The following is a 23,351-nucleotide window of genomic DNA, read 5'->3' as shown; positions in this document are numbered from 1 at the left end:
TAAGCCGCCTGATGGTGGACACGGCAGAAGCGTCTGCCAATTACAGCTTCACGCCTTTTCCGAGCACCACATTCAGCGCGTTGCGCGCATCGTCCAGTTGCACCAGCGTGGCGTGGTGGGCGCCCAGTGCATCGCGGTTTTCGATGGCAGTGAGGATAGCGCGATGGCGAGGTAATGCCAGTTCGTGCAGGTTCGGGCGTTTGTTGGAATGCTTCAACGCTTCGCGCAGTGCCAGCGACAGCATGTTGCACAAGTGCGCGAGTAGGTCGTTGTGTGTAGCGTCGGCGATGCGGCTGTGGAAATCGAGGTCGGGTTGCAGCACGTCTTCGACGGTCGGCGCCGCAGCCATGCGCTCGTAGGCTTCGCTAATGGCGGTGAGGTCTTCGGGGGTCGCATGTTGCGCGGCGAGGGCGGCGGCGGCCGGTTCGATGATGCTTCGCACGCTGGTGAGCAGGGCGAAAAATTCATTCTGCGGCGAGCTTTGCATCAGCCAGTGCAGCACGTCCGGATCAAGGATGTGCCATTCGCGGCGCGGCTTGACTACCGTGCCCACCCGTGGCCGGGAATACACCAGCCCTTTGGCGACCAATACCCGCGTGGCTTCGCGCAGCACCGGACGGCTGACCGCATATTCTTCACAGAGCAAGGCTTCGGCGGGGAGCTTGTCGTCGGGCTTGAAGCGGCCCGAGACAATCTGCATGCCGATGTCCTGGACAATGCGCGAGTGCATGCTTTTACGGTCGGAGGGCTTACGGTAATCCATGGTGCGCGGGGCGATCCTGAGCGGTGAATGCGGCGCATCATAGCATTGGCGGACAATGAGGCGCGCCGCTCGAAATGACCTGAGATTGTTCGGCTGAACACCGAACCTGTGGGAGCGACCGGGGTGGCGGTCCCACAGTTCCTCGATCAGTTTCCAAGCCTGAGCCCCACACTGATCCTGTGGGAGCGAGCTTGCTCGCGAATGCTGACTTCCCGCCGCCAGAGATGCAGCGGTTGGACTGACGCCTTCGTGAACAAGCTCACTCCCACAGGTCCTCGATCAGCCCCGAAGCCTGAGTCTGACGCTGGTCACCCCACAGCTCATCCGGTGAATGGCAGTCAGGTGTCAATGCGAATGCCGTGGCACTTCCGAGCCGCGCATGCCGACCAGGAAGTCGAAGTCGCAACCCTGATCCGCCTGCATCACGTGGTCGATGTACAGCTGACGGTATCCGCCGATCAACAACTGTGGCGGCGCTTGCCAATCGGCCAGGCGCGCGGCCAGTTCCGCTTCCGGGATGTCCAGGTGCAAGCGGCCGGTTGCACAATCCAGTTCGATGAAGTCACCTTCCTGCACCACCGCCAGCGGACCGCCGGCAGCCGCTTCGGGCGCCACGTGCAACACCACCGTGCCGTACGCCGTGCCGCTCATGCGTGCATCGGAAATCCGCACCATGTCGGTCACGCCCTGGGCCAGCAATTTGGCCGGCAGACCCATGTTCCCAACTTCGGCCATGCCCGGATAACCCTTCGGCCCGCAGTTCTTCATCACCAGAATGCTGCTGGCGTCGACGTCCAGATCCGGATCGTTGATGCGCGCCTTGTACATGTCGAAGTTCTCGAACACCACGGCGCGACCCCGGTGCTTCATCAGCGCAGGGGTGGCGGCGGACGGCTTGAGCACTGCGCCCAGCGGCGCCAGGTTGCCGCGCAGTACGCAGATACCGCCATCGGCCACCAGCGGATTGTCGATGGCGCGGATCACTTCGTCGTCACCATAAATCGGCGAGTTCTGCACGTTTTCCCAGAGCGTCTTGCCGTTGGCGGTCAAGGCCTCGGGATGGGGAATCAGGTTGTTCTCGCCCAGACGACGCAGCACTGCAGGCAGGCCACCGGCGTAGTAGAACTCTTCCATCAGGAAGCGTCCGGAGGGCTGCAAATCCACCAGCGTTGGCGTGCCGCGACCGATGCGGGTCCAGTCGTCCAGTTCCAGGTCCACGCCAATACGACCGGCGATGGCCTTGAGGTGGATGACCGCGTTGGTCGAACCGCCGATGGCCGCGTTGACGCGAATGGCGTTTTCGAAGGCTTCGCGGGTCAGGATCTTCGACAGACGCAGGTCTTCGTTGACCATCTGCACCGCGCGCATGCCTGACATGTGCGCCAGTACGTAACGGCGTGAATCGACGGCAGGGATCGCAGCGTTATGCGGCAGCGACGTGCCCAGCGCTTCGGCCATACACGCCATGGTCGAGGCGGTGCCCATGGTGTTGCAGGTACCGGCCGAGCGCGACATGCCGGATTCGGCGGAAAGGAACTCGTCGAGGCTGATCTGCCCGGCTTTGTAGGATTCGTGCATCTGCCAGACGATGGTGCCGGCGCCGATGTCTTTGCCCTTGTGCTTGCCGTTGAGCATCGGCCCGCCGGTGACGACGATGGCCGGGATGTCACAGCTGGCAGCGCCCATCAACAGGGCAGGGGTGGTCTTGTCGCAACCGGTCAGCAGCACCACGCCGTCGATGGGATTGCCGCGAATGGCCTCTTCAACGTCCATGCTCGCCAGGTTGCGGGTCAGCATGGCGGTCGGCCGCAGGTTCGATTCGCCGTTGGAGAAAACCGGAAATTCAACCGGGAAACCACCGGCTTCGATCACGCCGCGTTTGACGTGTTCGGCGATGGTGCGGAAGTGGGCGTTGCAGGGGGTGAGTTCGGACCAGGTGTTGCAGATGCCGATGATCGGCTTGCCCTGGAACTGATGGTCGGCGATGCCCTGGTTCTTCATCCAGCTGCGGTACATGAAGCCGTTCTTGTCGGCGGTACCGAACCACTGGGCGGAGCGCAGCACGGGTTTCTTGGCGGAATCAGACATAAATCGGCACTCTTATTGTTAGGCTTTATTTGTAAGACTAAAGGCTGCAGGTGATGACTAAAATAGGCCGAAAATGTCGCGAGTGGAAGAGTTGTAACCTTAAATAGTAATACTATATAGTCGATCTCGACCGAGGGACGACCCTGCCGGCTTCTTCCGCAGCAATGCGCACACGAAGGCAGAGGCGATCCCCGCAGGCTTCCATAACAAAAACAATGAGGACCGCATCCATGAGCCAGGAACTCAGGCTTATTCGTCGCATCACCCTGAAACTTATTCCCTTTCTGATCCTGCTCTACCTGATCGCTTATGTGGATCGTTCCGCCGTCGGCTTCGCCAAGCTGCACATGGGCGCGGACGTGGGCATCGGCGACGCGGCCTATGGCATGGGCGCCGGCCTGTTCTTCATTGGCTATTTCCTGTTGGAGATCCCCAGCAACCTGATGCTCGAACGCTTCGGCGCGCGGCGCTGGTTCGCCCGGATCATGCTCACCTGGGGCGCCATCACCATGGGCATGGCGTTCGTCCAGGGCCCGACCAGCTTCTACGTCATGCGCTTTCTGCTCGGTGCGGCCGAAGCGGGCTTCTTCCCCGGCGTTCTGTACTACATCACCCAATGGTTTCCGGTCCGCCATCGCGGCAAGATCCTCGGCCTGTTCATTCTTTCCCAACCCATCGCGATGATGATCACCGGCCCGATTTCCGGCGGTCTGCTGGGCATGGAAGGGGTGGCCGGTCTGCACGGCTGGCAGTGGCTGTTCCTGTGCATCGGCGCGCCGGCGATTCTGCTGACCCTGCCGGTCCTGCGCTGGTTGCCTGACGGCCCGAAAGACGTGAAGTGGATGGATCCGGTCGAGAAACAATGGCTCGCCGGCGAGCTGAAAAAGGACCTGGAAGAATACGGCCAGACCCGCCACGGCAACCCGTTGCATGCGCTCAAAGACAAACGCGTTCTGCTGCTGGCGCTGTTCTATCTCCCCGTCACGCTGAGCATTTATGGCCTCGGCCTGTGGTTGCCGACGCTGATCAAACAGTTTGGCGGCAGCGACCTGACCACTGGCTTCATTTCTGCTGTGCCCTACATCTTCGGCATCGTTGGCCTGTTGATCGTCCCGCGCAGCTCCGACCGGCTCAATGACCGCTATGGTCACTTGGCGGTGCTATATGTCATCGGCGCTATTGGTTTGTTTCTCAGCGCATACCTGACTGTGCCGGTGCTGCAACTGGCGGCGCTGTCGCTGGTGGCGTTCTCACTGTTTTCCTGCACCGCAGTGTTCTGGACCTTGCCCGGTCGTTTCTTCGCCGGCGCCAGTGCAGCGGCGGGCATTGCGTTGATCAACTCGGTGGGCAATCTGGGCGGCTACATCGGCCCCTTCGTCATCGGCTGGCTGAAAGAACTGACCGGCAATCTGGCCAGCGGCTTGTACTTCCTTTCGGGCGTGATGATCTGCGGTTTGATTCTGACCGGCGTGGTCTACCGTGTCCTGGAACGCAAGCACGTCTTGCCCGAGTCCAAATTCGCCGCCAGCGCGCGCGGCTCTCGTTAACCTCAGGCCGCTCTCCGGGGCGGCCGTGTAGACCCCAAACAGGAGAATCCCATGCATTTAGTACAGTTCGAGCTGGGCAACGGCCAGCGTCGCGTCGGTCTGGTGGACGGCCCCTTGGTGCGCGAAATCCAGGGCGCGACCAGCACCCGTGATCTGGCCCTGGCGGCCATCGACAAAAAAATCTCCCTCGCTGAACAGGTCGACAGCCTGGGCCTGGGCGACAACCACGATTACTCGCAGCTGCGCGCCGATCTGATGATTTTGCCGCCACTGGATCACCCCGATCCGGCGCACTTGTTGGTCAGCGGCACGGGCCTGACCCATCTGGGCAGCGCCTCGGCCCGGGACAAAATGCACCAGCAGGGCAATGACGAAGCGGGCATGACCGACACCATGCGCATCTTCAAATGGGGCCTGGAAGGCGGCAAGCCAGCAGCCGGTCAGCCGGGCGTGCAGCCGGAGTGGTTCTACAAGGGCGACGGCAGCATCGTCATTCGTCCGGGTGAGTCGTTCCCGCAGCCGCCGTTCTCCGAAGACGCCGGCGAAGAGCCTGAGCTGAGTGGCCTGTACGTGATCGGTCACGATGGCAAGCCTTACCGCCTGGGTTTCGCCATCGGCAATGAATTCTCTGATCACATCATGGAACGCAAGAACTACCTGTACCTCGCCCATTCCAAACTGCGCGCCTGCTCCTTCGGCCCGGAACTGCGGGTTGGCGAGCTGCCGCAGAATCTGGCGGGCACCAGTCGCATCCACCGTGACGGCCAGGTGCTGTGGGAGAAGGAATTCCTGAGCGGTGAGGCCAACATGTGCCACAGCCTGGAAAACCTTGAATACCACCACTTCAAATACGCCCAGTTCTTGCGGCCGGGTGATGTGCATGTGCATTTCTTCGGCACCGCGACGCTGTCGTTTGCCGACGGCATCAAGACTCAGCCGGGCGACACGTTCGAGATCAGCCAACATGAGTTCGGCGCGCCGTTGATCAATGGCATTGCCCCGGCCGAGGCCGTTTTCCAGCCGGGCGGCATCAAGCAGCTTTGATTCCTGGCCGGCTGCACAACGCTTCAATGGCCAGGACTGCATGTGCGGCGATCCGCCGCGTTGCAGAGATTTTTGTAGGAGTGAGCTTGCTCGCGATGCGGTGATTCAGTCACTGAAAGGGGTCACCGGAATTTCGCTATCGCGAGCAAGCTCACTCCTACAGTTGCAGGCTGCTGCGCTCGATACGCCACCCATAAAAACAAAACGAGGTGCGACCCATGACCGCCACTGCCATCCCGCTGGAACGCCTTGATGCCGACGCCCTTGAGGACAGCATCTATCGCAAGGTGAGCTGGCGAATCGTGCCGTTGTTCATCGCCTGTTTCCTGTTTGCCTATTTGGACCGCGTCAACATCAGCTTTGCCAAGCTGCAGATGGCCAGCGACCTGGGCTTCAGCGAAACCGTTTACGGCCTGGGCGCGAGCCTGTTCTTCGTCGGTTACTTCCTGTTCGAAGTCCCAAGCAATGTGCTGCTGCACAAGATCGGTGCGCGGATCTGGATCGCGCGGATCATGGTCTCGTGGGGCATCGCCTCCGCCTGCATGATGTTCGTGCAGACCGAATTCTGGTTCTACACGCTGCGCTTTCTGATCGGCGTAATGGAAGCCGGCTTCGTCCCCGGCGTCCTGTATTTCTTCACCCAGTGGTATCCCGGCTCACGTCGGGCGCGGGTGAACTCCTACTTCAAAAGCTCCATCTGCCTGTGCGGGATTGTCGGCGGTCCGATTGCCGGGCTGATCCTCGGCCACTTCGACGGTGTCATGGGCCTGGCCAGCTGGCGCTGGCTGTTCCTGATCGAAGGCATTCCGTCCATCCTGCTCGGCGGCGTGGTGTTCTGGCTGGTCAAGGACCGTATCGAAGACGCCACCTGGCTCAGTGATCAGGAGAAACAGGTGGTACTGGCGCGGATGGCGAAAGAGGCCAAGCCCGTCGTCAAACAGACCGTCAAAGACATCTGGAAACACCCGACCACCTACGTGATGTCAGGCATTTACCTGTGCCTGGTCATGGCGCTGACCGGGCTGTTGTTCTGGATGCCGCAGTTGATCAAAACCGCCGGCGTGACCGACACCCTGAACATTGGTTTGCTGACAGTGATTCCCTATGTGGGCGCGGTGATTGGCAATCTGCTGATCGGCGCCAGCTCCGACCGCCACGGCGAACGCCGCTGGCACATGGCGGGCTGCGCGACGCTGACCGCTGCGGGCTATCTGGTCTGTGCGTTGTTTCCCGGACAACTGGTGCCCTTGGTGATCGGCATGACCATGATCATGACCGGCATCATCGCCTGGATGCCGATTTTCTGGACCATCCCGCCGCGCTTCCTGACTGGCATCGCTGCCGCTGCGGGCATCGCGCTGATCAACTCCCTGGGGCAACTGGGCGGGATCATCGCGCCGTTCATGGTCGGCCGCATCAAGGACCTCACCGGCACGGCGACGCCGGCGCTGTTCGCGTTGTTCGGCGTCAGCGTGCTGGCCATCGCGCTGATCGTCTGGGGCATTCCTTCGCGCTACTACGTGAAGGAAGCGGTTCAGGACTGAACCTGCGGTCATCGGACGCCGAGGCCAGCGCCTCGGCGTCTTTTCACCTATCATTCGCGCTTTCACTGATGCGAACCACTGCCATGACCACCACACCTCAATCCCTTCGCACTGAACTCCAGGCCGCGCTGACCGCCCACAGCATGCTGGAAATCGACGGCCTGCACGCCTTCGAGTTCACCCTCGACGAAATGCTCCAGATCGAAAGCATGGACGGCCGCGAACGCAAGGTCTGGCGCTTCTCGCTGGCGCAGATCGACGCTGCCGAATTCGATGCCGCGCTGCAGAGCTGGGTCATCAATGACGGCAACGCCGACCACCGCATCGTCGTGCTCAATGGCATCTCGGCGAGTGACGAGGATGAAGAGGGCGAACAGGCGTAATCGCGTACTGACGCACCGCAGAAGGCTTGTGTGTGGGAGCGAGCTTGCTCGCGAAGGCGGCACAACCCCATGGATGGTTAATGGATGAACCGTCTTCGTGAGCAAGCTCACCCCCACAGAGATTGTGTTCAGCCAAGTGACACCGCAGTTTCAGCCTGACGGGTCGCCTACGCTGTCCCCGCCAGGCAACTACTTTCCGCAATACGCTGTCATAGCCGTGACATTCCGCGTGCACGGCGCGCCAACAACTCCAACAAGAGAACACCCCAATGACTCCCAGACTTCTGCCGTGGTTAGTGCTCGCCAGCAGCCTTTCCGCGCTCTCCGTTCAGGCCAAACCCATGACTGATTACGACGTACTGGTCGGTTCGTATACCGCCGGCGCCAGCGAAGGCATTTACCGCTTCGGCTTCAACACCCAGACCGGCCAGCTCGACGCCAAGCCGCGTCAGGTCATCCAGACTGAAAACCCGTCCTGGCTGACGCTCTCCAAGGACCAGCGCCATATGTTCGCGGTCAACGAAAACGGCCCGGGCCAGAAAGACGTCGTCGGCAAGGTCAGCAGCTACGCTATCGACCCCAAGACCCACGCGGTGTCGTTCCTCAATCAGGTTGACACCAAAAGTGACGAGCCCACCCATTCCAGCCTGAGCCTGGACGGGCGTTTCCTGTTCGTTGCCAACTACGCCGTACACCCTGATCCGGGTGGCGTACTGGCGGTCGTGCCGGTCGGCAAGGACGGCAAACTGGCGCCGGTGGTGCAGACCGCCACTCACGAAGCCAGCAAGGTCAACCCGGAGCGCCAGGCTTCGTCCCACGTCCACGCCGCAGTTCCCACGCCCGACGGCAAGTACCTGATCGCCATGGACCTGGGCGCTGACAAGATGTTTGTCTTCAACTACGACGCCAAACAGCCTCAGCCGCTGAAGCCGGCGAAAGTGCCTTCAGTCGATCTGCCACCGGGCAGCGGGCCGCGTCACCTGACCTTCAGCAAAGACGGCAAGCACGCCTGGCTGACCATGGAAATGAGCGCCCAGGTCGCGGTGTTTGACTACCACGACGGCGTGTTCAAGCAGACCCAACTGGTGGACCTCGCCAACAAGGAAGGTCAGCAAAACCGTGCCGCTGGGGGCCTGCACACGTCGCCGGATGGCAAGTTCCTCTACGTTGCCAACCGTGGCGAAGTGAACGAGCTGCTGGTGTTCAGCATCGATGCCGCGAACGGCCAGCTCAAGGAAATTCAGCGCCGCACCGTGGAAGGCAAGGAGCCCCGCGAATTCGCCTTCGACCCAAGCGGCCACTTCGTGCTGATTGCCAACCAGAAGAGCAACCAGATCGTGACCGTCCGCGTTGACCCGAAGACCGGTCTGCTGGGCGACACCGTGCAGAAAGTCGACTTCGATTCGCCGTCCGACTTCCATTTCCTCACCGCACACTGACACCCCGTGACGCTTTGACGCAGGCCCACCCCTTGATTTTCAAGGGCTCTGGGCCTGTATCAATTCAGGTGATAAGGGCTAGTGCCAGAAAAGATTTTTTCCAAATCATCCTCGGGCGTAACTTTCATTCCACGGCCACGACGGTCAAGACTTGAAACGACACACCACAGCGAGGTACCCACCATGAACTTCAATCTCTTCTCCATCATCGCCGCGTCCGCCATCTCCGCCACCGTTGCATTGCCTGCCAGTGCGAGCGTTGAAGCGACCGACAAGAAAGTCAGCTCGACCCAGAGTTACACCCCGAAGTACCTGCAACAAAGCGCCAACTTCTACGCCGCTCTGGATCACAAGATTCAACAATGAATAGAAACTCGAAGTGAATCCATTCCCCGTTAACGAACGTATCGTTGCCGGGGAATGGATTTGTAAGAACCTGGATTTTAACGGCAAGTTTCTGATCACCGGAAAACGCTTTCGCGAGCAACTTCGTCTTCTACAGGTTGATGCGACCCACTGACCACTGCGTGTCAGGCCATGCATCAAGTGTCGGCGAGCTTGTTCGCGAAAGCGCTGAATTCCTCCCCTTTGATCCCCGTCTGCTGGATAAGCGATGGGGATTTTTTTGTGGGTTGTATTCAAGGGGGTGACGCCCGGTTTCCGACAGCAGGCACTGATCCTGTGGAAACGAGCTTGCTCGCGAAGACTGCATTTCAGCCTCTGGAGATTGGGTGAATGTCCCAGCCTATTCGCGAGCAAGCTCGCTCCCACTTGGATTGATGTAAGTATGACCAACGCGTTGGTCTATTAACCTGATTAACTTCTTGAATAATCAACCCTATCGATGTTTTGAATCGCCAGCCATCGTTTTTTAATAACTATCACTTCAAGCATTCTGGGCGCCTGAAACAGACACGTCCTGGAGCAACAAACATGGCCACTGCCATCCTCACTTCAATCAAACACGGCGCTTATACCGCCATCGCGTTGTATATTGTTTTCATCGCAGTGGTCACCGTCATCAGCACGAACCCACAAATAAATGCCCCGTCACAGATGTCGACGCAAACAGCGTCCGTTGACCTCAATCGCGCGGCTGTTCAGTCCCAGGGGCGTGCGTCGTGAAAGGCGCGAACTTCTGCGTGATTGTGTTCTTCGCGTTGATCAACAACGGCTGCTCATTGCTCGGCCATGGCGAAGGGTCGGTGGGCGGTGTGGCGCGCAGCATGGAGTTCAAGACCGAGGTCGCGGAAGCGGTCGAGATGCAGCGCTCGCAGAAGCTCAACACCGGCAATCCGCCGCCACGGCACAGCGAGATGATCTCGCCGATCTTTCAGTTGGACGTGGTGTAGCGCAGGGGGTCAGCCAGCAATCAATGCGGTCGCAATCAGCGCTTGGCCATCGCCGTGATGAACAGCTCCGATGCCAGAAAACGCTGTAACCAGCGCTGCAGGTGAGGGTAGGGGCTTTGCCAGAACCAGTCCGCATCCACCGCGCAAAATTGCCGTATGAAGGGCGCTATGGCGATGTCGGCCAGGGTCAGTCGATCGGTGATCAGAAAGTCCCGTGAAGCCAGTAATTCGTTCAGCCTGCGCAGAAACCTCTCGCCCCGCTGGCGGTATTCTTCCTGCGTGAATTCGGGATAACGCACGGCGTATTTGTAGTGATCCAGATCCTGTTTGAAGCTGCTGTCGTTTTCCGCGATCAGGTCGGCGATCTGTTGCTGACCTTCGACGTTGCGTGCGAGGGACCAATCGTCCGGGTCATGCTGCGCCAAGGCCCAATGCATGATGTCCAGGCTCTGCTCCAGCACCAGGTGTTGCAGCACCAGAACCGGCACGGTGCCTTTGGGTGATCGTTCGAGCATCTCGACCGGTTTGGCCTTGAGGCTGACTTCTACCGTGGTCACCGGTACGCCGCAATACCCCAGCGCCATGCGAGCGCGCATGGCGTAGGGGCAGCGGCGGAACGAGTAGAGCGTCGGCACCGTCGATTCAGCGTGAGGCGCCGACGTCATGCTCAAGCCTCGGTCAGTTCGCCGCAATCGGCGATGACGACTTTCTTGCTGGTACGGCCGGATTGCGAACCCAGCGCTTCGATGGCCTTGACCACGTCCATGCCTTCCACGACTTTGCCGAACACGACGTGTTTGCCGTCCAGCCATTCGGTGACGATGGTGGTGATGAAGAACTGGCTGCCGTTGGTGTTCGGGCCAGCGTTGGCCATCGACAGGTCACCTGGGGCGGTGTGCTTGAGGGTGAAGTTTTCGTCTTCGAACTTGTTGCCGTAGATGGACTTGCCGCCAGTGCCATTGTGGTTGGTGAAATCACCGCCCTGCAGCATGAAGTTCTGGATCACGCGGTGGAAGGACGAACCCTTGTAGCTCAGGCCGTCGCCTTTTTCGCCGGTGCACAGCGCGCGGAAGTTTTCAGCGGTTTTCGGAACGACGTCGTTGTGCAGCTCCATGACGATGCGGCCCATTGGCTCGTCGTTGGCAGTGATGTCGAAGAATACTTTTGAGTTTGCCACGTGGTTTTACCTTCTTTCGAGTTTGGCGCGACGACTGCCGCGCAAGGGGTACAGGGTTGCACAGAAACGCCATTGGGCGTGTCCGTGCGTCGTTAAAAAAGCGGATTAGCCGCTGCTGACCTCGACGGTGCTGAGGCCATTACCCTGGCGCCGCACCTGAATCTGCACGGGGATGCGCTCGTGCATTTCCTGCACGTGGGAGATGACGCCGACCTTGCGGCCCTGGGCTTGCAGCCCGTCAAGGGCGTCCATGGCCAGTTGCAGGGATTCAGGATCGAGGCTGCCGAAGCCTTCGTCGATGAACAGCGATTCAATCTTCAGCGTGCTTGACGCCATGGAGGCCAGGCCCAGCGCCAGGGCGAGGGACACCAGGAACGTTTCCCCGCCCGACAGCGAATGAACCGAGCGCAGTTCGTCGCCCATCTCGGTGTCCATCACCAGCAAGCCGAGCATGCTGCCGCCGCGTTTCAGGCGATAGCGTCGCACCAGCTGCTTGAGCTGCGCGTTGGCGTGGTGCACCAGCAAATCAAGGTTGTAGGCCTGAGCGATCTTGCGGAACGTATCGCCGGTGGCGGAGCCGATCAGCGCGTTGAGCCGGGCCCAGCGCAGATATTCAGCGTGTGCGTGGGCAATGCGCTGTTGCAGCTCGCTGCTGGCGTCGCGACGGCGGTTGTCTTCGCTGACTTGGGCGCGCAGGTCGGCGCACAGTTGATCTTGAATCACCGATTGCGCCTGCGCTTCGGTCAACGCGGTCAGTAGCTGCTCGGCATCGCCGCTGTCGCTGTGCTGGGCCTGATGTTGTTGCAACTGCGCCGCACGTTCTTCCATCAACACCCTGGCTTGCTCCAGCGCCTTTTCGCTGGACTGCAATTGCTGACGTAACTCGCCAACACTGTCGTCGCTCATCCCCAGCAAGGCCTCAAGCGCGGCATCATCCAGCTCACTGTGGCTGCTGCGCCACTCGGCGATCTGCCGTTCGAGTTCTGCCAATTCCTGTTCAAGGGCCTGCAAGCGCTGTTGCTCACCCTCCAGTTCGGCGGTCAGCTTGATCAGTTCGCTGCGCGCCGCTTGCAGTTCGTGGGCGATGGCGGCCTGAGCCTCACGGGCCTGCTCGACCGCCTGTTCAAGGGCGTGCTGCCAGCGCTCGGGGGACGCATGATCGCCGAGGGTCTGTGCCAGGCGCTGTTGCACCGTCTGTTGCTGCTGCTGACGGGCAGCGAGTTGCGCCTGCACCTTCTGATGTTCTGTCTCGCGACTCTGCTGCGCAACCTGCTCGCGCTCCAGTTTTTGCGCCCGCTCGCTGTGCTCCTGCTGCTCGTTCTTCTGCTGATCGAGCTGCTCGACGCGGGCGGCAATGTCGTTGTCCAGCTGCATGAAGCTTTGGGTTGCCGACTCGCGCCACTGGCTCAGGCTTTCGGCGGGGAGCAGGGGCTCGAACTCCTGCAACGCTGCTTCGAAATCCTGGTTGTCCAGCGCGATGTGGCGTTGCTGATCGTCCAGCAGCTTCATGGCCTGCTGACTGGCCTCGCGCGCCTCAAGCACTTGCTGCTGCAGGGACTCAGCATCCCGCTGCACTTTAAGCAGTCGGGTCTGGCGCTGCTCGGCGCTGAGGATGTCCTGGGCCAGTTGATGCAGGCGTTCGCTCAGCCAGTCCCCGCGCAAGTGCTCGGGTTGCTCCAGCAGGCGCGGATGCAGCGGGTGAGCTTCCAGCTCAGGTGCCAGGGTTTGCAGCTGTTCGGCCAGTTGGTCCTGCTGCGGCTTGGACTGCTTGAGCTGATTGTTCAGCTCAGCAACTTCGGCGCGCAGCTCGGCGAGCTTTTCGCTGAGCTGCCCGACGATTTGCCGGGCACGTGCTTCTTCGCCATCGTCATGGCCCGACAGCGCTTCCAGCAACGCAGCGGACTGGTGATACGGATGTTCTTCGCTGCCGCACACCGGGCAGGGTTGTTGATCGACCAATTGCTCGCGCAGTTGCTCGACACTGGCGCTGCGGGCCAGGCGCTGGCGTTGCAGCAGTTCAACGGTGACCTTCAGCGCCTGCTCGGCGGCTTCGTGTTCGGCCTTGAGTTTCAGGCCTTGGGCGATGCCTTGGGCGCGACGCTCGGTGGCCTGCTGCTGGCGGGTTTGCACGTCCAGCAACCGGCCGGCGACGTCCTGATGGCGCTGCCACAGGCGTTCGAGCGAGTCGCTGGCGCTGTGCTGCTGACGGTTGTCCAGCAGCAGTTGCCCCAGCCGCTCGATGTCGTGGCTGACCGCGTCGGCCTTGACCTCGGCATCGTCGTAAAGCGCCTGCAAGGCGCTGCGGCGTTTGCTCAGGGTCTGCTCGGCGAGGGTGGCGTTTTTCTCCAGCTGCGGCAGCTCGGCGCGGCCCTGAATCAGGCGCGCGCTGAGTTGCACGGTTTGCTGAAGACGCGGCCGGTAGGCGCTCCACGACTGACTCAACGTGGTCAGCGACGCGCTCTGTTCCAGCTGCTCGGCGATCGACTGCAAACGCGCTTGGACCTGGCGCTGCTGCTCGGCGAGTTGATCGAGTGTCGACTGGCCCTCGGTGCTGGCCTGCTGCGCGGCGCGTGCCTGCTCGCCAAGCGGTTGCAGCTCCTGATTCAGATGATTGAGCTGAGCCTGCTGCTCGAACGCTTCACTCAGGGCCGGCCGCGCATTGAGCAGTTGTTCCTGCGCTTGCTGCAACGCGCCGTCGGCGCTGATGCGCTTGCTGTCCAGGTCGGCGATGCGCCCATCAAGCCCGGTTTGCTTGAGCTGATGGGCCTGAATCGCGGCGGTGAGCGGCGCGAGCTGAGCGTGAAGCCGGGCGCGCTGACCGAACAGATGCCGCTGTGGCGCCAGACGCTCCAGCAGCGCAAGCCGCTGGCGATCAGCGCTGTGTGCGTCCCACGTCTGCTGGGCGCTGGCAAGCTGTTCGTTGGCCGCCTGATGGCTGTCGCGCAGGCGATTCAATTCCTTGAACCACTGTTGCTTGAGCTCCAGCTGGCGCAGGTGCGCCTGTTGCAGTTTCAGCTGCTGCTGAGCGTCGTTGAAGCGCTGCTCAAGCTCGGCGCGATGCTCCGGCTCCATCGGCGTCAGCGTGCCGGCCTGGGCCTGAAGGGTTTTCAGCGCTTCTTCGGCTTCCTTGCTTTTGCTGTAGGCGCGGCGGCCCAGCTGGCTGTAGATCGCCGTGTCGGTGAGCTTCTCCAGCAGTTCGCTGCGGTCTTTGTCGTCGGCCTTGAGGAAGGCGCTGAACTCGCTTTGCGCGAGCATCACCGCGCGGGTGAACTGCTCGAAGTTCAGCCCCAGCCGTGCTTCGAGCAGGGTCTTGTACTCGGTCTTGTTCTGCGTGCTGAGAATCTGCTCGCTGTCCAGATCGATCAGCGTCTGGCGGCTGGCCTGCAGTTTTTTCGTGGCGTTGTCGCGGGCGCGGTTGGCTTCCCAGCGCGCGCGATAACGACGCTTGTCGATGCCGACGAAATCCACCTCGGCGTAACCGCTGCCGGTGCCGCGACGCAGCAGGTTGCGCGGGTCGTTGGTGCTGATGTCGCCATCGATCTCCGGCACGCGGGACTGGCCGATGTTGTTCAGCCGGGGAATCGCGCCGAACAGCGCCAGGCACAGGGCGTCCAGCAACGTGCTTTTGCCCGCGCCGGTGGGGCCGGTGATGGCGAACAGGCCGGCGCTGGCGAGGGGCTCGGCGGTGAAATTCAGCTCGAACGGGCCGGCCAGGGAGGCGAGGTTTTTCAGGCGAATGGCGAGGATTTTCATGGCTGCTCGCTCTCCAGCTGCACGTCCTGAAGCAGGGTCGCGAAGTCCTGCAGCGTCTGTTCGTCGACCTCGCTGCCGTAGCTGTCCTGCCAGGCGCGGCTGAACAGTTCCTGGGGGCTCAGTTGATCCAGCTCGATCAAGTCCTGGTTGGCGTCTTCGCGGCGGCCCTTGCCGGCGTATTCGGCGGCGATGCGCACCAGTCGCACGGCCTTGCCTTCCAGCGCGGCCTCAATCTGGTTGCGCAGATCCGGCTGAGGTTCGTCCAGGCGCACGCGGACTTCGAGCCATGGTTGACGGTCGACGTCGGCCAGCAAATCGATGTCCGGGAGATCCCGCAGTTGCAGCAACAGCTCGGCCAGTGGCGCCGGGCCGACCCGTTGCAGGTTCACCGCGCGGGGGATCAGCAGCGGTTTGACGCTGACCAGTGTGTCGCCGTCGCACTCGATTTCGAGGATCTGATGCTGGTAGCCGATTTCCGAAAACGACAGGGGAATGGGCGAGCCGCTGTAGCGAATGCGGTCTTCGCCGTTAATCCGCTGGGGCTTGTGCAGGTGACCCAGCGCGACGTAGGTGATGCTGTCGCCGAACAGGCTCGCGGGCAGGGCTTCGGCGTTGCCGATGATCAGGCTGCGTTCGGAGTCTTCCGACACCGAGCCGCCGGCCATGTGCGCGTGGCTGATGGCGATCAGCGCCTGGCCTTTCTTGCGCCGCTGATTGGCGGCGGCGATGAGCATTTCATGGACCTGACCGATGCCACGCAAATAGTTGTCGCCCAACGCCGCGCCGGTCACTTCGGCCGGCCGCAGGAAGGGCAGCGCCAGGCACCAGCCGACGATTTTGCCCTTGGCGTTGCTCAGCGGCAGCAAAAGGCGATCGACATCGAGCACGCCATCGTCGAGCCACAGCACCCGGCCCAGGGCGTGGGTGCGCAGACGTCGCATCAGCGGCGCGGGCAACTCGATGCGCGAGCCGGAGTCGTGGTTGCCGGCGATCATGACGATGGTCAGCTGCGGGTTCTGCTCGTGGGCGCTGACGATGAAGTCGTACAGGCGCTCCTGGGATTTAACCGGCGGATTGACCGTGTCAAAGATGTCACCGGCGATCAGCAGGACATCCGGTTTGCGCTCGGCCAGACGGGCCAGGAGCCAGGTCAGAAAACTGGCATGTTCGAAATCTCGCTCCTGACCATGAAGGTTCTGGCCGAGGTGCCAGTCGGAGGTGTGGAACAGACGCATGGGGGTACCTTGGTTTAACAATCAGCGCATTTTGACTGTGACCGGAGAATGCGCTGATCGATGGAAATCATTTTGGATAAAGCGGCGGCAGGCTGTCGCCTCCGCTCGGGTCTTGGGGGTTTTCGATGGCGGGCAGCGCTTTGACGGCGCGCCAGAGGTCTTCGCCCAGCCACAGTTTTTCCGTTTCGCTGTACAGCGCGCCGTTCAGGCCATCCAGCGCATGGGACAGCGGCACGAAGCGCGCGGCCATGTCGGCCAGGGTTTCCGGCTGCTGACGGGCCCAGGCGTCCAGCGCCTGGCGGGTGGCGTGGGGGTCGTTGGCCAGGCACGCGCGTTTCAGGTCGTCGAGCACTGTACGCGGACTCGGCCCCGTTTGCGCGACCCGGGCCAGTGCCGGTTGCCAGCGGCCGCGCCACCACAGGCCGAAGCCCAGTAGCGTGGTGAAACTCAACAGCACCGTGCTCAACTGCCATGGCCAGACCGGCGGACCCATCACCGTCACATTTGCGTTGTCGCTCACCGGCGTGTCCACGGCAAAAGCAGGGTTGAGGCTGACCTGCAAGGTGCGATCGGGGAGGGCGCTGTGCTCCAGGTGATCTTCATGGGTGTTCCACCAGACCAGATCGACAGCGGGGATTTCGATGGCACCGGGACGATTGGGCACCAGCGCCTCACGCTCCTCGCGCACCCCGGTCAAACCGCGCTCGCCGGGCTGATTGCTGAGTTGCGGCTGATCAGGGTAACGGCGCAACGCGCTGACGTCGGTGGCGGGCAGCGGCGGCAACTGCGCGCTGGACAAGCCTTCGGCCTTCAGTTGCAAGGTGCGCGTCAGGGAATCACCGACCTGACTGTGGGCGGGTTCAGGGCTCCAGCTTTCGCTGAGGCTGACGCTGCGCGCCGGCAGCCATGGCGTGTCGGCCGGGTAGTGCGTGGGTTGCGGCTTGACGTCGAGGGTCAAGGGCAGCGATGTCACGTGCATCAATCGGCCAGGTTTCGGGCCGCTGGCAATCGCGCCCGGCGCCATGGCAGCGGCCGCAGCGGCGTCGGTAGTGTCCTGAACCAGCGTGGCGCTGAAGGCCTGTGCCGGGATGGTCAGCACACCGCTGTGCTGGGGGTACAGCGCGTAACGCATTTCGATCACGCCGTGGCGAATGCCATTGATTTGCTTCTCGTACGTGCGCGTCTCGCCGAGCTTTTCGATGCGCGCGTCCGGCACTTGCAACGGTGTCAGGCTGCTGTCGTCGAACAGCGACACTGAATGGTAAATGCGCACGGTGAGCAAGACCTGCGCCTGAACATACACACTGTCCTGATCAAGGCTCGCCTCCATGAACACCGGGGCGAGTTTCTGCTCCTGACCCTGGGCGGCAGAGCCGACATCGACCACTTGCAGCACGATCGGCTGGCTGGTCATTTCGCCCAGTTTCAAGGACGGGATTTCGATCGAACCGCTGTGGCGCGGCATCAGTGTGATCAGCCAGCGGGTCGTCGCGTGCACGTTGCCTTCCAGCGTGGTCAGGCTGTTGAGCTGGCGGGTGTCGCGGACCTCGAAGTCGGCGTCCAGCGCGCTCATGTCCGGACGGCCGAAGACGGTCGCGTCGTCGGTCTCAAGGGTCAGTTCGACGGTTTCGCCGGTGTTGACGCGCGTGCGATCGACGCTGGATTGCAGCGTGGAGCCTGCACTGTCGGCCTGCGCCACCAGGGCAAACAGGCACCACATTCCTGCGATCAGCAACCTGTGCAGACGACTCATCGGGTCTTTTCCTGATGCTGCTGTTGTTCGTACCAGAATTTGCGCCGCAACAGCTCACCGGGTTCGTCGGGGATCTGTCGCAGCCATTGTTCGAGCGCCTGTTTTTGCTCGCCATCGATTTGCCCGTCCCCCGGTTTGCCGGAAGCGCGGGCAGGCTCATCGCTGTCGGATCCTGCGCCGGAAGCCTGCTCGTCGGCCGAGGCTTCCTGATCGCTGGCCGAGCGGTCGGCATTGGCATCCTGCGGCGCTGACTGCGCGTTCGATGACGTCTGTCCGGCATTGCCTTGGCGGGCATTGTCGGCGTTCTCGTCAGTCTTTGCCTTCTCGTCTGCTTTTGCCTGATCCGACGCCTTGCTTTGCTCCAGGAGCTGTTCCACCAACGCCTTGTTGGCCAACGCCGCCGGGAAGTCCGGTTGACGCTCCAGCGCCTGTTCATAAGCGTCGATGGCGGCTTCCAGCTCACCACTTCGGGCCAGCGCATTACCACGATTGTAATGGTCCGCGGCGCTGCTGCCCTGGGCAAAGCGCTGGACGGCGCCAGCGTAGTCACCGGCCTGATAGAGGGCAACGCCTTGCCACTGCGGGTCTTCGAAGTGCCGCGCGGCTTCTGCCGGATGATGCCGCTTGAGCAGGTGCTCGCCCTGCTGATCGGGACGGCGCCACAAGTCTTCGAAACCAAAGGCATAGCTGGGTTGCGGTACGGCCATCAACAGCAACGGCAACCCCAACAGCCAGCCGCGACGCCCGGCGCAACCGGCCAGCAGCAGAAGCGGCAGCAGCAACCAGTAGCCCTGATCCGCCCAGCGGTCGAGCCGCACTTTCTGGCCCTGGCTGATCAGGCTCTTCGGGCCCTCCAGCAGGCCGAGTTCGTCGAGGTCCTGATTGTCCAGGCGCAGCGCGGTGTAGCGACCGCCCATGCTGTCGGCGAAATCCTTGAGCACAGGCCCGTCCAGACGCGGCACGAGAATGCCGCCCTGGGCGTCCTTCAGGAAACCGCCTTTCTCTTGCGTGACTGGCGCGCCTTCCGCCGTGCCGACACCGAGCATTAACAAAGGGGGGGCATCGCGGCCGGTCATCGCGGCGCGAATCCCCTGACGTTCGGCGTCGCTGAGGGATGAACCGACCCACAGCAGTCGCCCCTGGCCCAGGTCGCCCTGTTCCAGCAAATCCAGCGCCTTGCGCACGGCGAGGTCTGCGCGCTGGCCGGCTTCAGGCATGATCGATGGCTTGATCGCATCCAGCAGGTTTTTGCTGGTCGCCAGGTCATCGGACAGCGGCACCAAGGTGTGGGCGCTGCCGGCGTACACGATGATCGCGGTCTGTGAATCGCTGCGCGCCTGTAGCAGATCGAGCAACTTGCGCCGCGCCTGTTCGAGTCGGGTGGGCGGGCTGTCAGCCGCGAGCATTTCCGGGGTCAACTCGATCATCACCACCAACGGATCGACCGGCCGCTGGCTGTTCTGCTCAACCCGCTGCCAGCTCGGCCCGAGCAGTGCCAACACCGCCAGCAACCAGCCAAGGCCCAGCACCACCCACGGCAATTTGCTTTCCCGACCGCCGCCACCGCTGAGCAAAGCAGAATGAAAGGCGCTGGGAATAATCATCTGCCAGCGCCCGACGCGCTTCTGCCGATTCCATAACCGCCACAACAGCCAGCCAAGCGCTGGCAGCATCAGCAGCCACCCCGGGCGCGACCAATGGGGCCAAAGACCGGACAGGAACTCGATCATGGGCGCCTCGTCAGGCGCTTCAAGTGCTGCATCCACTGCGTGCGCCGAACGAACGTCGGCCGGCGCGCGAAGAAGTGATAAACCGGGTTGTTCGGCCAACGCTCCTGAACCACCAGCAGCAGGCTCAACAACAGGGCCATCGTCAGCGGTACGTGATAAAGCGCCCGGGCCGGACGTGCCTGGGTGGGTTGTTGCGCGACAGGCTCCAGCCGGTCCAGCGCCTTGCCGATGCTGGCGAGTTCGGCGCCGTTGCGCGCACGGAAATACTGCCCACCGCTGACCGCGGCGATTTCCCGCAGCGCAGGCTCGTCCAGATCAAGGCTCGGGTTGAGGCCGAGAATGCTGGTGGCGCCTTTGTCAGGGTCGGCGCCGATGCCGATCGGGTAGATTTTCACGCCTTCGCTGGCGGCCAGGCGCGCGGCGGTTCTTGGGTCGATCTGGCCCGCATTGTTGGCGCCGTCGGTGACCAGAATCAGCACACGGCTCTCGGCCGGACGCTGGCGCAGACGCTTTAAGGCCAGGCCGATCGCGTCGCCGATGGCGGTGTTCTTGCCGGCGATGCCGATGCGCGCTTCGTCCAGCCAGACCCGCACGGTCTTGCGGTCGAAGGTCAGCGGCGCCTGCAGGTACGCTTGGCTGCCGAACAGAATCAGGCCGATGCGATCGCCCTGACGGTGCTCAAGAAAGTCCCCGAGCAGGGTTTTCACCAAGGTCAGCCGGCTGACCTCGTCGTTTTTCCAGACCATGTCCGGGTAATCCATCGAGCCCGACACGTCCACCGCCACCAGCAAATCGCGGCCGCTGGCGGCAACCGGCAACGGCTCGCCGAGCCATTGCGGTCGCGCGGCAGCGACCAGCAGCAGGAGCCAGACGGTAATGAACGGCAACTGACGCCGCCAGCCCGGTAAACGGGTTCGGGCGCGGCGACCGGCGAGGCCTTCCAGCTCGGGGAGAAAGCTGATTTTCAACGCTGCTTCGCCGCTGTCTGCGGCGGGCAGCACGAAGCGCATCACCCAGGGCAGCGGGAGCAGGGCGAAAAGCCACGGCCAGGCGAATTCAAACATGCTTGCGAATCCAGGTCTCGACCGACTGGGTCAGGCCGTTGATGGCCTTGTCGTCGAGCTTGCATTCCGGTTTGTAGGCGCCCTCGACGAGGATCATCCAGCGCGTCAGGCCGGCGGCCGGGCAGCGGTTGTCGAGAAACGCCAGCCATTTGCGGCCGTTGAGGGTGTGGCTCTGGCTGTAGGGGTAGTGATTGCGGCACAGGCGCTTGAGCAGGCCATTGATCTGTTGCAGCCAGGCACCGGCCGGGGCGCCGTCGTAGGGTTTGGGCATCTGCGCGAGTTCGACCAGCGCGGCCTGGCGCAAAGGGTCCAATGGCTCGACGGTTTCGCTGCTGGCCTTTTTCGGCAGCAGCGTGCGCGCGCGCCACAGGCCGTAGCCCAGCGCCGGCAGCAGGATCAGCAACAGCCACCAACCCGGCGCGGGCGGCCAGAAACCGACCGGCTCCGGCAGAATCAGCGGTTGCAGCTGGTCCAGCGCACTCATGGCTGTTTTACCGGGCGCTGGCCGTTGAGGTATTCGCGCAGTTGCTCGACCATTTCCCGCTGGGTGCTCAGCGGCATCATCAGCACGCGCAGCTTTTGCGCCAGCAGTTCCCAACGTGCCTGGCGGGCCTCGCCCTGGGCGCGGTAGCTCTGGCGCAGGTCGGCGTTAAGCGTGTCGAGTTCCAGGTGCGCGCCGCGATCAGCGAAGCGCAGCAGGCCGGCAGCGGGCAAGGCGTGATCCAGCGGATCGGACAGCGGCAGCAGCAACAGATCGCAATGCCGTGACAGCAAGGTCAGTTGTTGTTCGGCCGAGTCGGACAGCGCGCGCTCGTCGCACAGGATGATCGCCAGACTGCCAGGACGCATCACTTCGCGCGCGCGGCGCAGCGCCACGCCGAACGTGTCGCGGTCGGCAGCGGCTTCGGTGTGCAGCGACTGATTGACCCGCACCAGCCGGTTCAGCAGTTGCAGCAGGCTTTGTTTGCTGCGTCGCGGTTTGATTTCGTAATGCTCGTTGTCACCAAACACCAGCCCGCCGACCCGGTCGTTGTGGCCCAGCGCTGCCCATCCGACCAGTGCTGCGGCTTGGGCGGCGAGGACTGATTTGAACATCAGCCCGGACCCGAAAAACAAACGGCGGCTTTGCTCGACCATGATGAAAATGGGTCGCTCGCGTTCTTCGTGAAACAGTTTGGTATGGGGCTCCTGGGTACGAGCGGTGACGCGCCAGTCGATGGTCCTGACGTCGTCGCCGGCCTGATACACCCTGACCTGATCGAAGTCGACCCCGCGCCCGCGCAGCTTGGAGTGGTGCAGGCCGATCAACGGGCTGCGCTGGCTGGGCGTTGAAAACAGCTGCACTTCCCGCACGCGATGACGCATCTCAATCAGGTCTGCGAGGCTGATGCGGATGCCCGGTTGGGAGATCAGATAGGGTTGCATGGGGTCAGGCGACGGCCACGACGTCGAGAATGCGCTGGATCACGCGGTCTTGATCGATGCCAGCCGCTTCTGCTTCAAACGACAGAATGATGCGGTGGCGCAACACGTCGAACACCATCGCCTGAATGTCTTCCGGGCTGACGAAATCCCGCCCAGCCAGCCAGGCGTGGGCCCGGGCGCAGCGGTCCAGGGAAATCGAGCCCCGCGGGCTTGCGCCATAACCGATCCACTCGGCCAGCTCGGCATCGAACTTGGCCGGCGTGCGGGTCGCCATCACCAGCTGCACCAGGTATTCCTCAACGGCATCGGCCATGTACAGACCTAGGATTTCCTTGCGCGCGGCGAAAATCGCCTGCTGGCTGACCCGGCGCTCGGGCTTGGTCTCGCCGTTGAGCGCTTCGCCCCGGGCCTGCTGGAGAATCTTGCGTTCGACGGTGGCGTCCGGAAAACCGATCTTGACGTGCATGAGAAATCGATCGAGCTGCGCCTCGGGCAGCGGGTAGGTGCCTTCCTGCTCGATGGGGTTTTGCGTCGCCATCACCAGAAACAGCGGCGACAGGTCGTAAGTGCTGCGCCCGACGCTGACCTGACGCTCGGCCATGGCCTCCAGCAAGGCAGATTGCACCTTGGCCGGCGCGCGGTTGATTTCGTCGGCGAGCACCAGGTTGTGGAAGATAGGGCCTTGCTGGAACACGAAACTGCCGGTTTCCGGACGATAAATCTCGGTGCCGGTGATGTCGGCGGGCAGCAGGTCAGGGGTGAACTGGATGCGATGGAATTGCGCTTCGATGCCTTCGGCCAGCTCTTTGATCGCCTTGGTCTTGGCCAGACCGGGCGCGCCTTCGACCAGCATGTGGCCGTCGGCCAGCAGCGCGATCAGCAAGCGCTCAACCAGTTTCTCCTGCCCGAGAATCTGGGTGGAGAGAAAGGTCCGCAGCGCGATCAACGCTTCACGATGTTCCATCGATGACAGTTCCTGGCAGGAGAGGCAGCAGCGCCAAGTGGCGCCGAAGCTGGGGGCGTTACTTTAATCGATCCAAGGGCTGGCGACTAA

The 23,351-nt window shown here is 62.4% G+C and carries 19 protein-coding genes and 1 pseudogene; 8 read left to right on the top strand and 12 right to left on the bottom strand.

Features of this window, described 5'->3' with window-relative positions; all coding sequences use genetic code 11:
* Nucleotides 1-40: 40 nt before the first annotated feature.
* Nucleotides 41-763 carry a FadR/GntR family transcriptional regulator gene (locus AC0Z8Z_RS10215; protein ID WP_172611263.1) on the bottom strand — a complete coding sequence of 241 codons (723 nt, stop codon included), beginning with the start codon at nt 761-763 and terminating at the stop codon, nt 41-43.
* Nucleotides 764-1,108: 345 nt separating this feature from the next.
* Nucleotides 1,109-2,851 (bottom strand): IlvD/Edd family dehydratase, encoded by a 1,743-nt coding sequence (locus AC0Z8Z_RS10210; RefSeq protein ID WP_485619019.1) that lies wholly within the window; start codon nt 2,849-2,851, stop codon nt 1,109-1,111.
* 230 nt (nt 2,852-3,081) lie between these two features.
* Here AC0Z8Z_RS10210 and AC0Z8Z_RS10205 point away from each other — a divergent pair, with 230 nt between their 5' ends.
* The 8 genes from AC0Z8Z_RS10205 to AC0Z8Z_RS10170 all read left to right on the top strand — a co-directional run bounded on the left by AC0Z8Z_RS10205 (nt 3,082) and on the right by AC0Z8Z_RS10170 (nt 10,160).
* Nucleotides 3,082-4,398, top strand: a complete 1,317-nt coding sequence (locus tag AC0Z8Z_RS10205) for an MFS transporter (protein ID WP_122537573.1) — start codon at nt 3,082-3,084, stop codon at nt 4,396-4,398.
* 51 nt (nt 4,399-4,449) lie between these two features.
* Nucleotides 4,450-5,442 carry an AraD1 family protein gene (gene araD1 / locus AC0Z8Z_RS10200; RefSeq protein WP_485619018.1) on the top strand — a complete coding sequence of 331 codons (993 nt, stop codon included), beginning with the start codon at nt 4,450-4,452 and terminating at the stop codon, nt 5,440-5,442.
* 218 nt (nt 5,443-5,660) lie between these two features.
* Nucleotides 5,661-6,986, top strand: a complete 1,326-nt coding sequence (locus AC0Z8Z_RS10195) for an MFS transporter (protein ID WP_485619017.1) — start codon at nt 5,661-5,663, stop codon at nt 6,984-6,986.
* An 83-nt stretch (nt 6,987-7,069) separates the two neighbouring features.
* Entirely contained in the window at nt 7,070-7,369 is a 300-nt protein-coding gene (locus AC0Z8Z_RS10190; protein ID WP_485619016.1) for a DUF5629 family protein, read from the top strand.
* Between the two features lie 269 nt (nt 7,370-7,638).
* Nucleotides 7,639-8,808, top strand: coding sequence for a lactonase family protein (locus AC0Z8Z_RS10185; protein WP_485619015.1), 1,170 nt, complete (start codon nt 7,639-7,641; stop codon nt 8,806-8,808).
* A 183-nt stretch (nt 8,809-8,991) separates the two neighbouring features.
* Entirely contained in the window at nt 8,992-9,174 is a 183-nt protein-coding gene (locus AC0Z8Z_RS10180) for a hypothetical protein (protein WP_065986171.1), read from the top strand.
* Between the two features lie 567 nt (nt 9,175-9,741).
* Nucleotides 9,742-9,933, top strand: coding sequence for a hypothetical protein (locus tag AC0Z8Z_RS10175; protein ID WP_122537578.1), 192 nt, complete (start codon nt 9,742-9,744; stop codon nt 9,931-9,933).
* Entirely contained in the window at nt 9,930-10,160 is a 231-nt protein-coding gene (locus AC0Z8Z_RS10170) for a hypothetical protein (RefSeq protein ID WP_485619014.1), read from the top strand. Before AC0Z8Z_RS10175 ends, AC0Z8Z_RS10170 begins: the two co-directional genes overlap by 4 nt.
* Nucleotides 10,161-10,195: 35 nt before the next feature.
* Here AC0Z8Z_RS10170 and AC0Z8Z_RS10165 read toward each other — a convergent pair whose 3' ends face one another.
* The 10 genes and pseudogenes from AC0Z8Z_RS10165 to AC0Z8Z_RS10120 form a co-directional block, all read right to left on the bottom strand.
* Entirely contained in the window at nt 10,196-10,825 is a 630-nt protein-coding gene (locus tag AC0Z8Z_RS10165) for a glutathione S-transferase (protein WP_485619013.1), read from the bottom strand.
* 2 nt (nt 10,826-10,827) lie between these two features.
* A complete protein-coding gene (locus AC0Z8Z_RS10160; RefSeq protein ID WP_074892129.1) occupies nt 10,828-11,337 on the bottom strand; it encodes a peptidylprolyl isomerase in 510 nt (169 codons plus the stop codon).
* Nucleotides 11,338-11,442: 105 nt separating this feature from the next.
* Complete coding sequence (locus AC0Z8Z_RS10155; RefSeq protein ID WP_485619011.1) at nt 11,443-15,090, bottom strand: AAA family ATPase; 3,648 nt, start codon at nt 15,088-15,090, stop codon at nt 11,443-11,445.
* Nucleotides 15,087-16,325: an exonuclease SbcCD subunit D C-terminal domain-containing protein gene (locus AC0Z8Z_RS10150; RefSeq protein ID WP_485619010.1), complete on the bottom strand. Its 1,239-nt coding sequence runs from the start codon at nt 16,323-16,325 to the stop codon at nt 15,087-15,089. Before AC0Z8Z_RS10150 ends, AC0Z8Z_RS10155 begins: the two co-directional genes overlap by 4 nt.
* Nucleotides 16,326-16,392: 67 nt before the next feature.
* On the bottom strand, nt 16,393-18,078 hold the full coding sequence (locus tag AC0Z8Z_RS10145) for a BatD family protein (protein ID WP_485619009.1): 1,686 nt from the start codon (nt 18,076-18,078) through the stop codon (nt 16,393-16,395).
* A 361-nt stretch (nt 18,079-18,439) separates the two neighbouring features.
* Nucleotides 18,440-19,796, bottom strand: a pseudogene (locus AC0Z8Z_RS10140) (VWA domain-containing protein); the annotation flags it as partial.
* Between the two features lie 8 nt (nt 19,797-19,804).
* Nucleotides 19,805-20,872: a vWA domain-containing protein gene (locus tag AC0Z8Z_RS10135; protein WP_485619008.1), complete on the bottom strand. Its 1,068-nt coding sequence runs from the start codon at nt 20,870-20,872 to the stop codon at nt 19,805-19,807.
* Nucleotides 20,865-21,356 (bottom strand): DUF4381 domain-containing protein, encoded by a 492-nt coding sequence (locus AC0Z8Z_RS10130; RefSeq protein ID WP_485619007.1) that lies wholly within the window; start codon nt 21,354-21,356, stop codon nt 20,865-20,867. The genes AC0Z8Z_RS10135 and AC0Z8Z_RS10130 overlap by 8 nt, the downstream gene beginning before the upstream one ends.
* Nucleotides 21,353-22,297, bottom strand: coding sequence for a DUF58 domain-containing protein (locus AC0Z8Z_RS10125; protein ID WP_172611290.1), 945 nt, complete (start codon nt 22,295-22,297; stop codon nt 21,353-21,355). Before AC0Z8Z_RS10125 ends, AC0Z8Z_RS10130 begins: the two co-directional genes overlap by 4 nt.
* A gap of 4 nt (nt 22,298-22,301) precedes the next feature.
* Nucleotides 22,302-23,261 (bottom strand): AAA family ATPase, encoded by a 960-nt coding sequence (locus tag AC0Z8Z_RS10120; protein WP_037013687.1) that lies wholly within the window; start codon nt 23,259-23,261, stop codon nt 22,302-22,304.
* Nucleotides 23,262-23,351: the final 90 nt, after the last annotated feature.

Source organism: Pseudomonas sp. 1L-C-7-B-C1, assembly GCF_057291635.1.
Note: the sequence above shows the minus strand (reverse complement) of the source record. Positions and strands in the feature narration are given on the sequence as shown.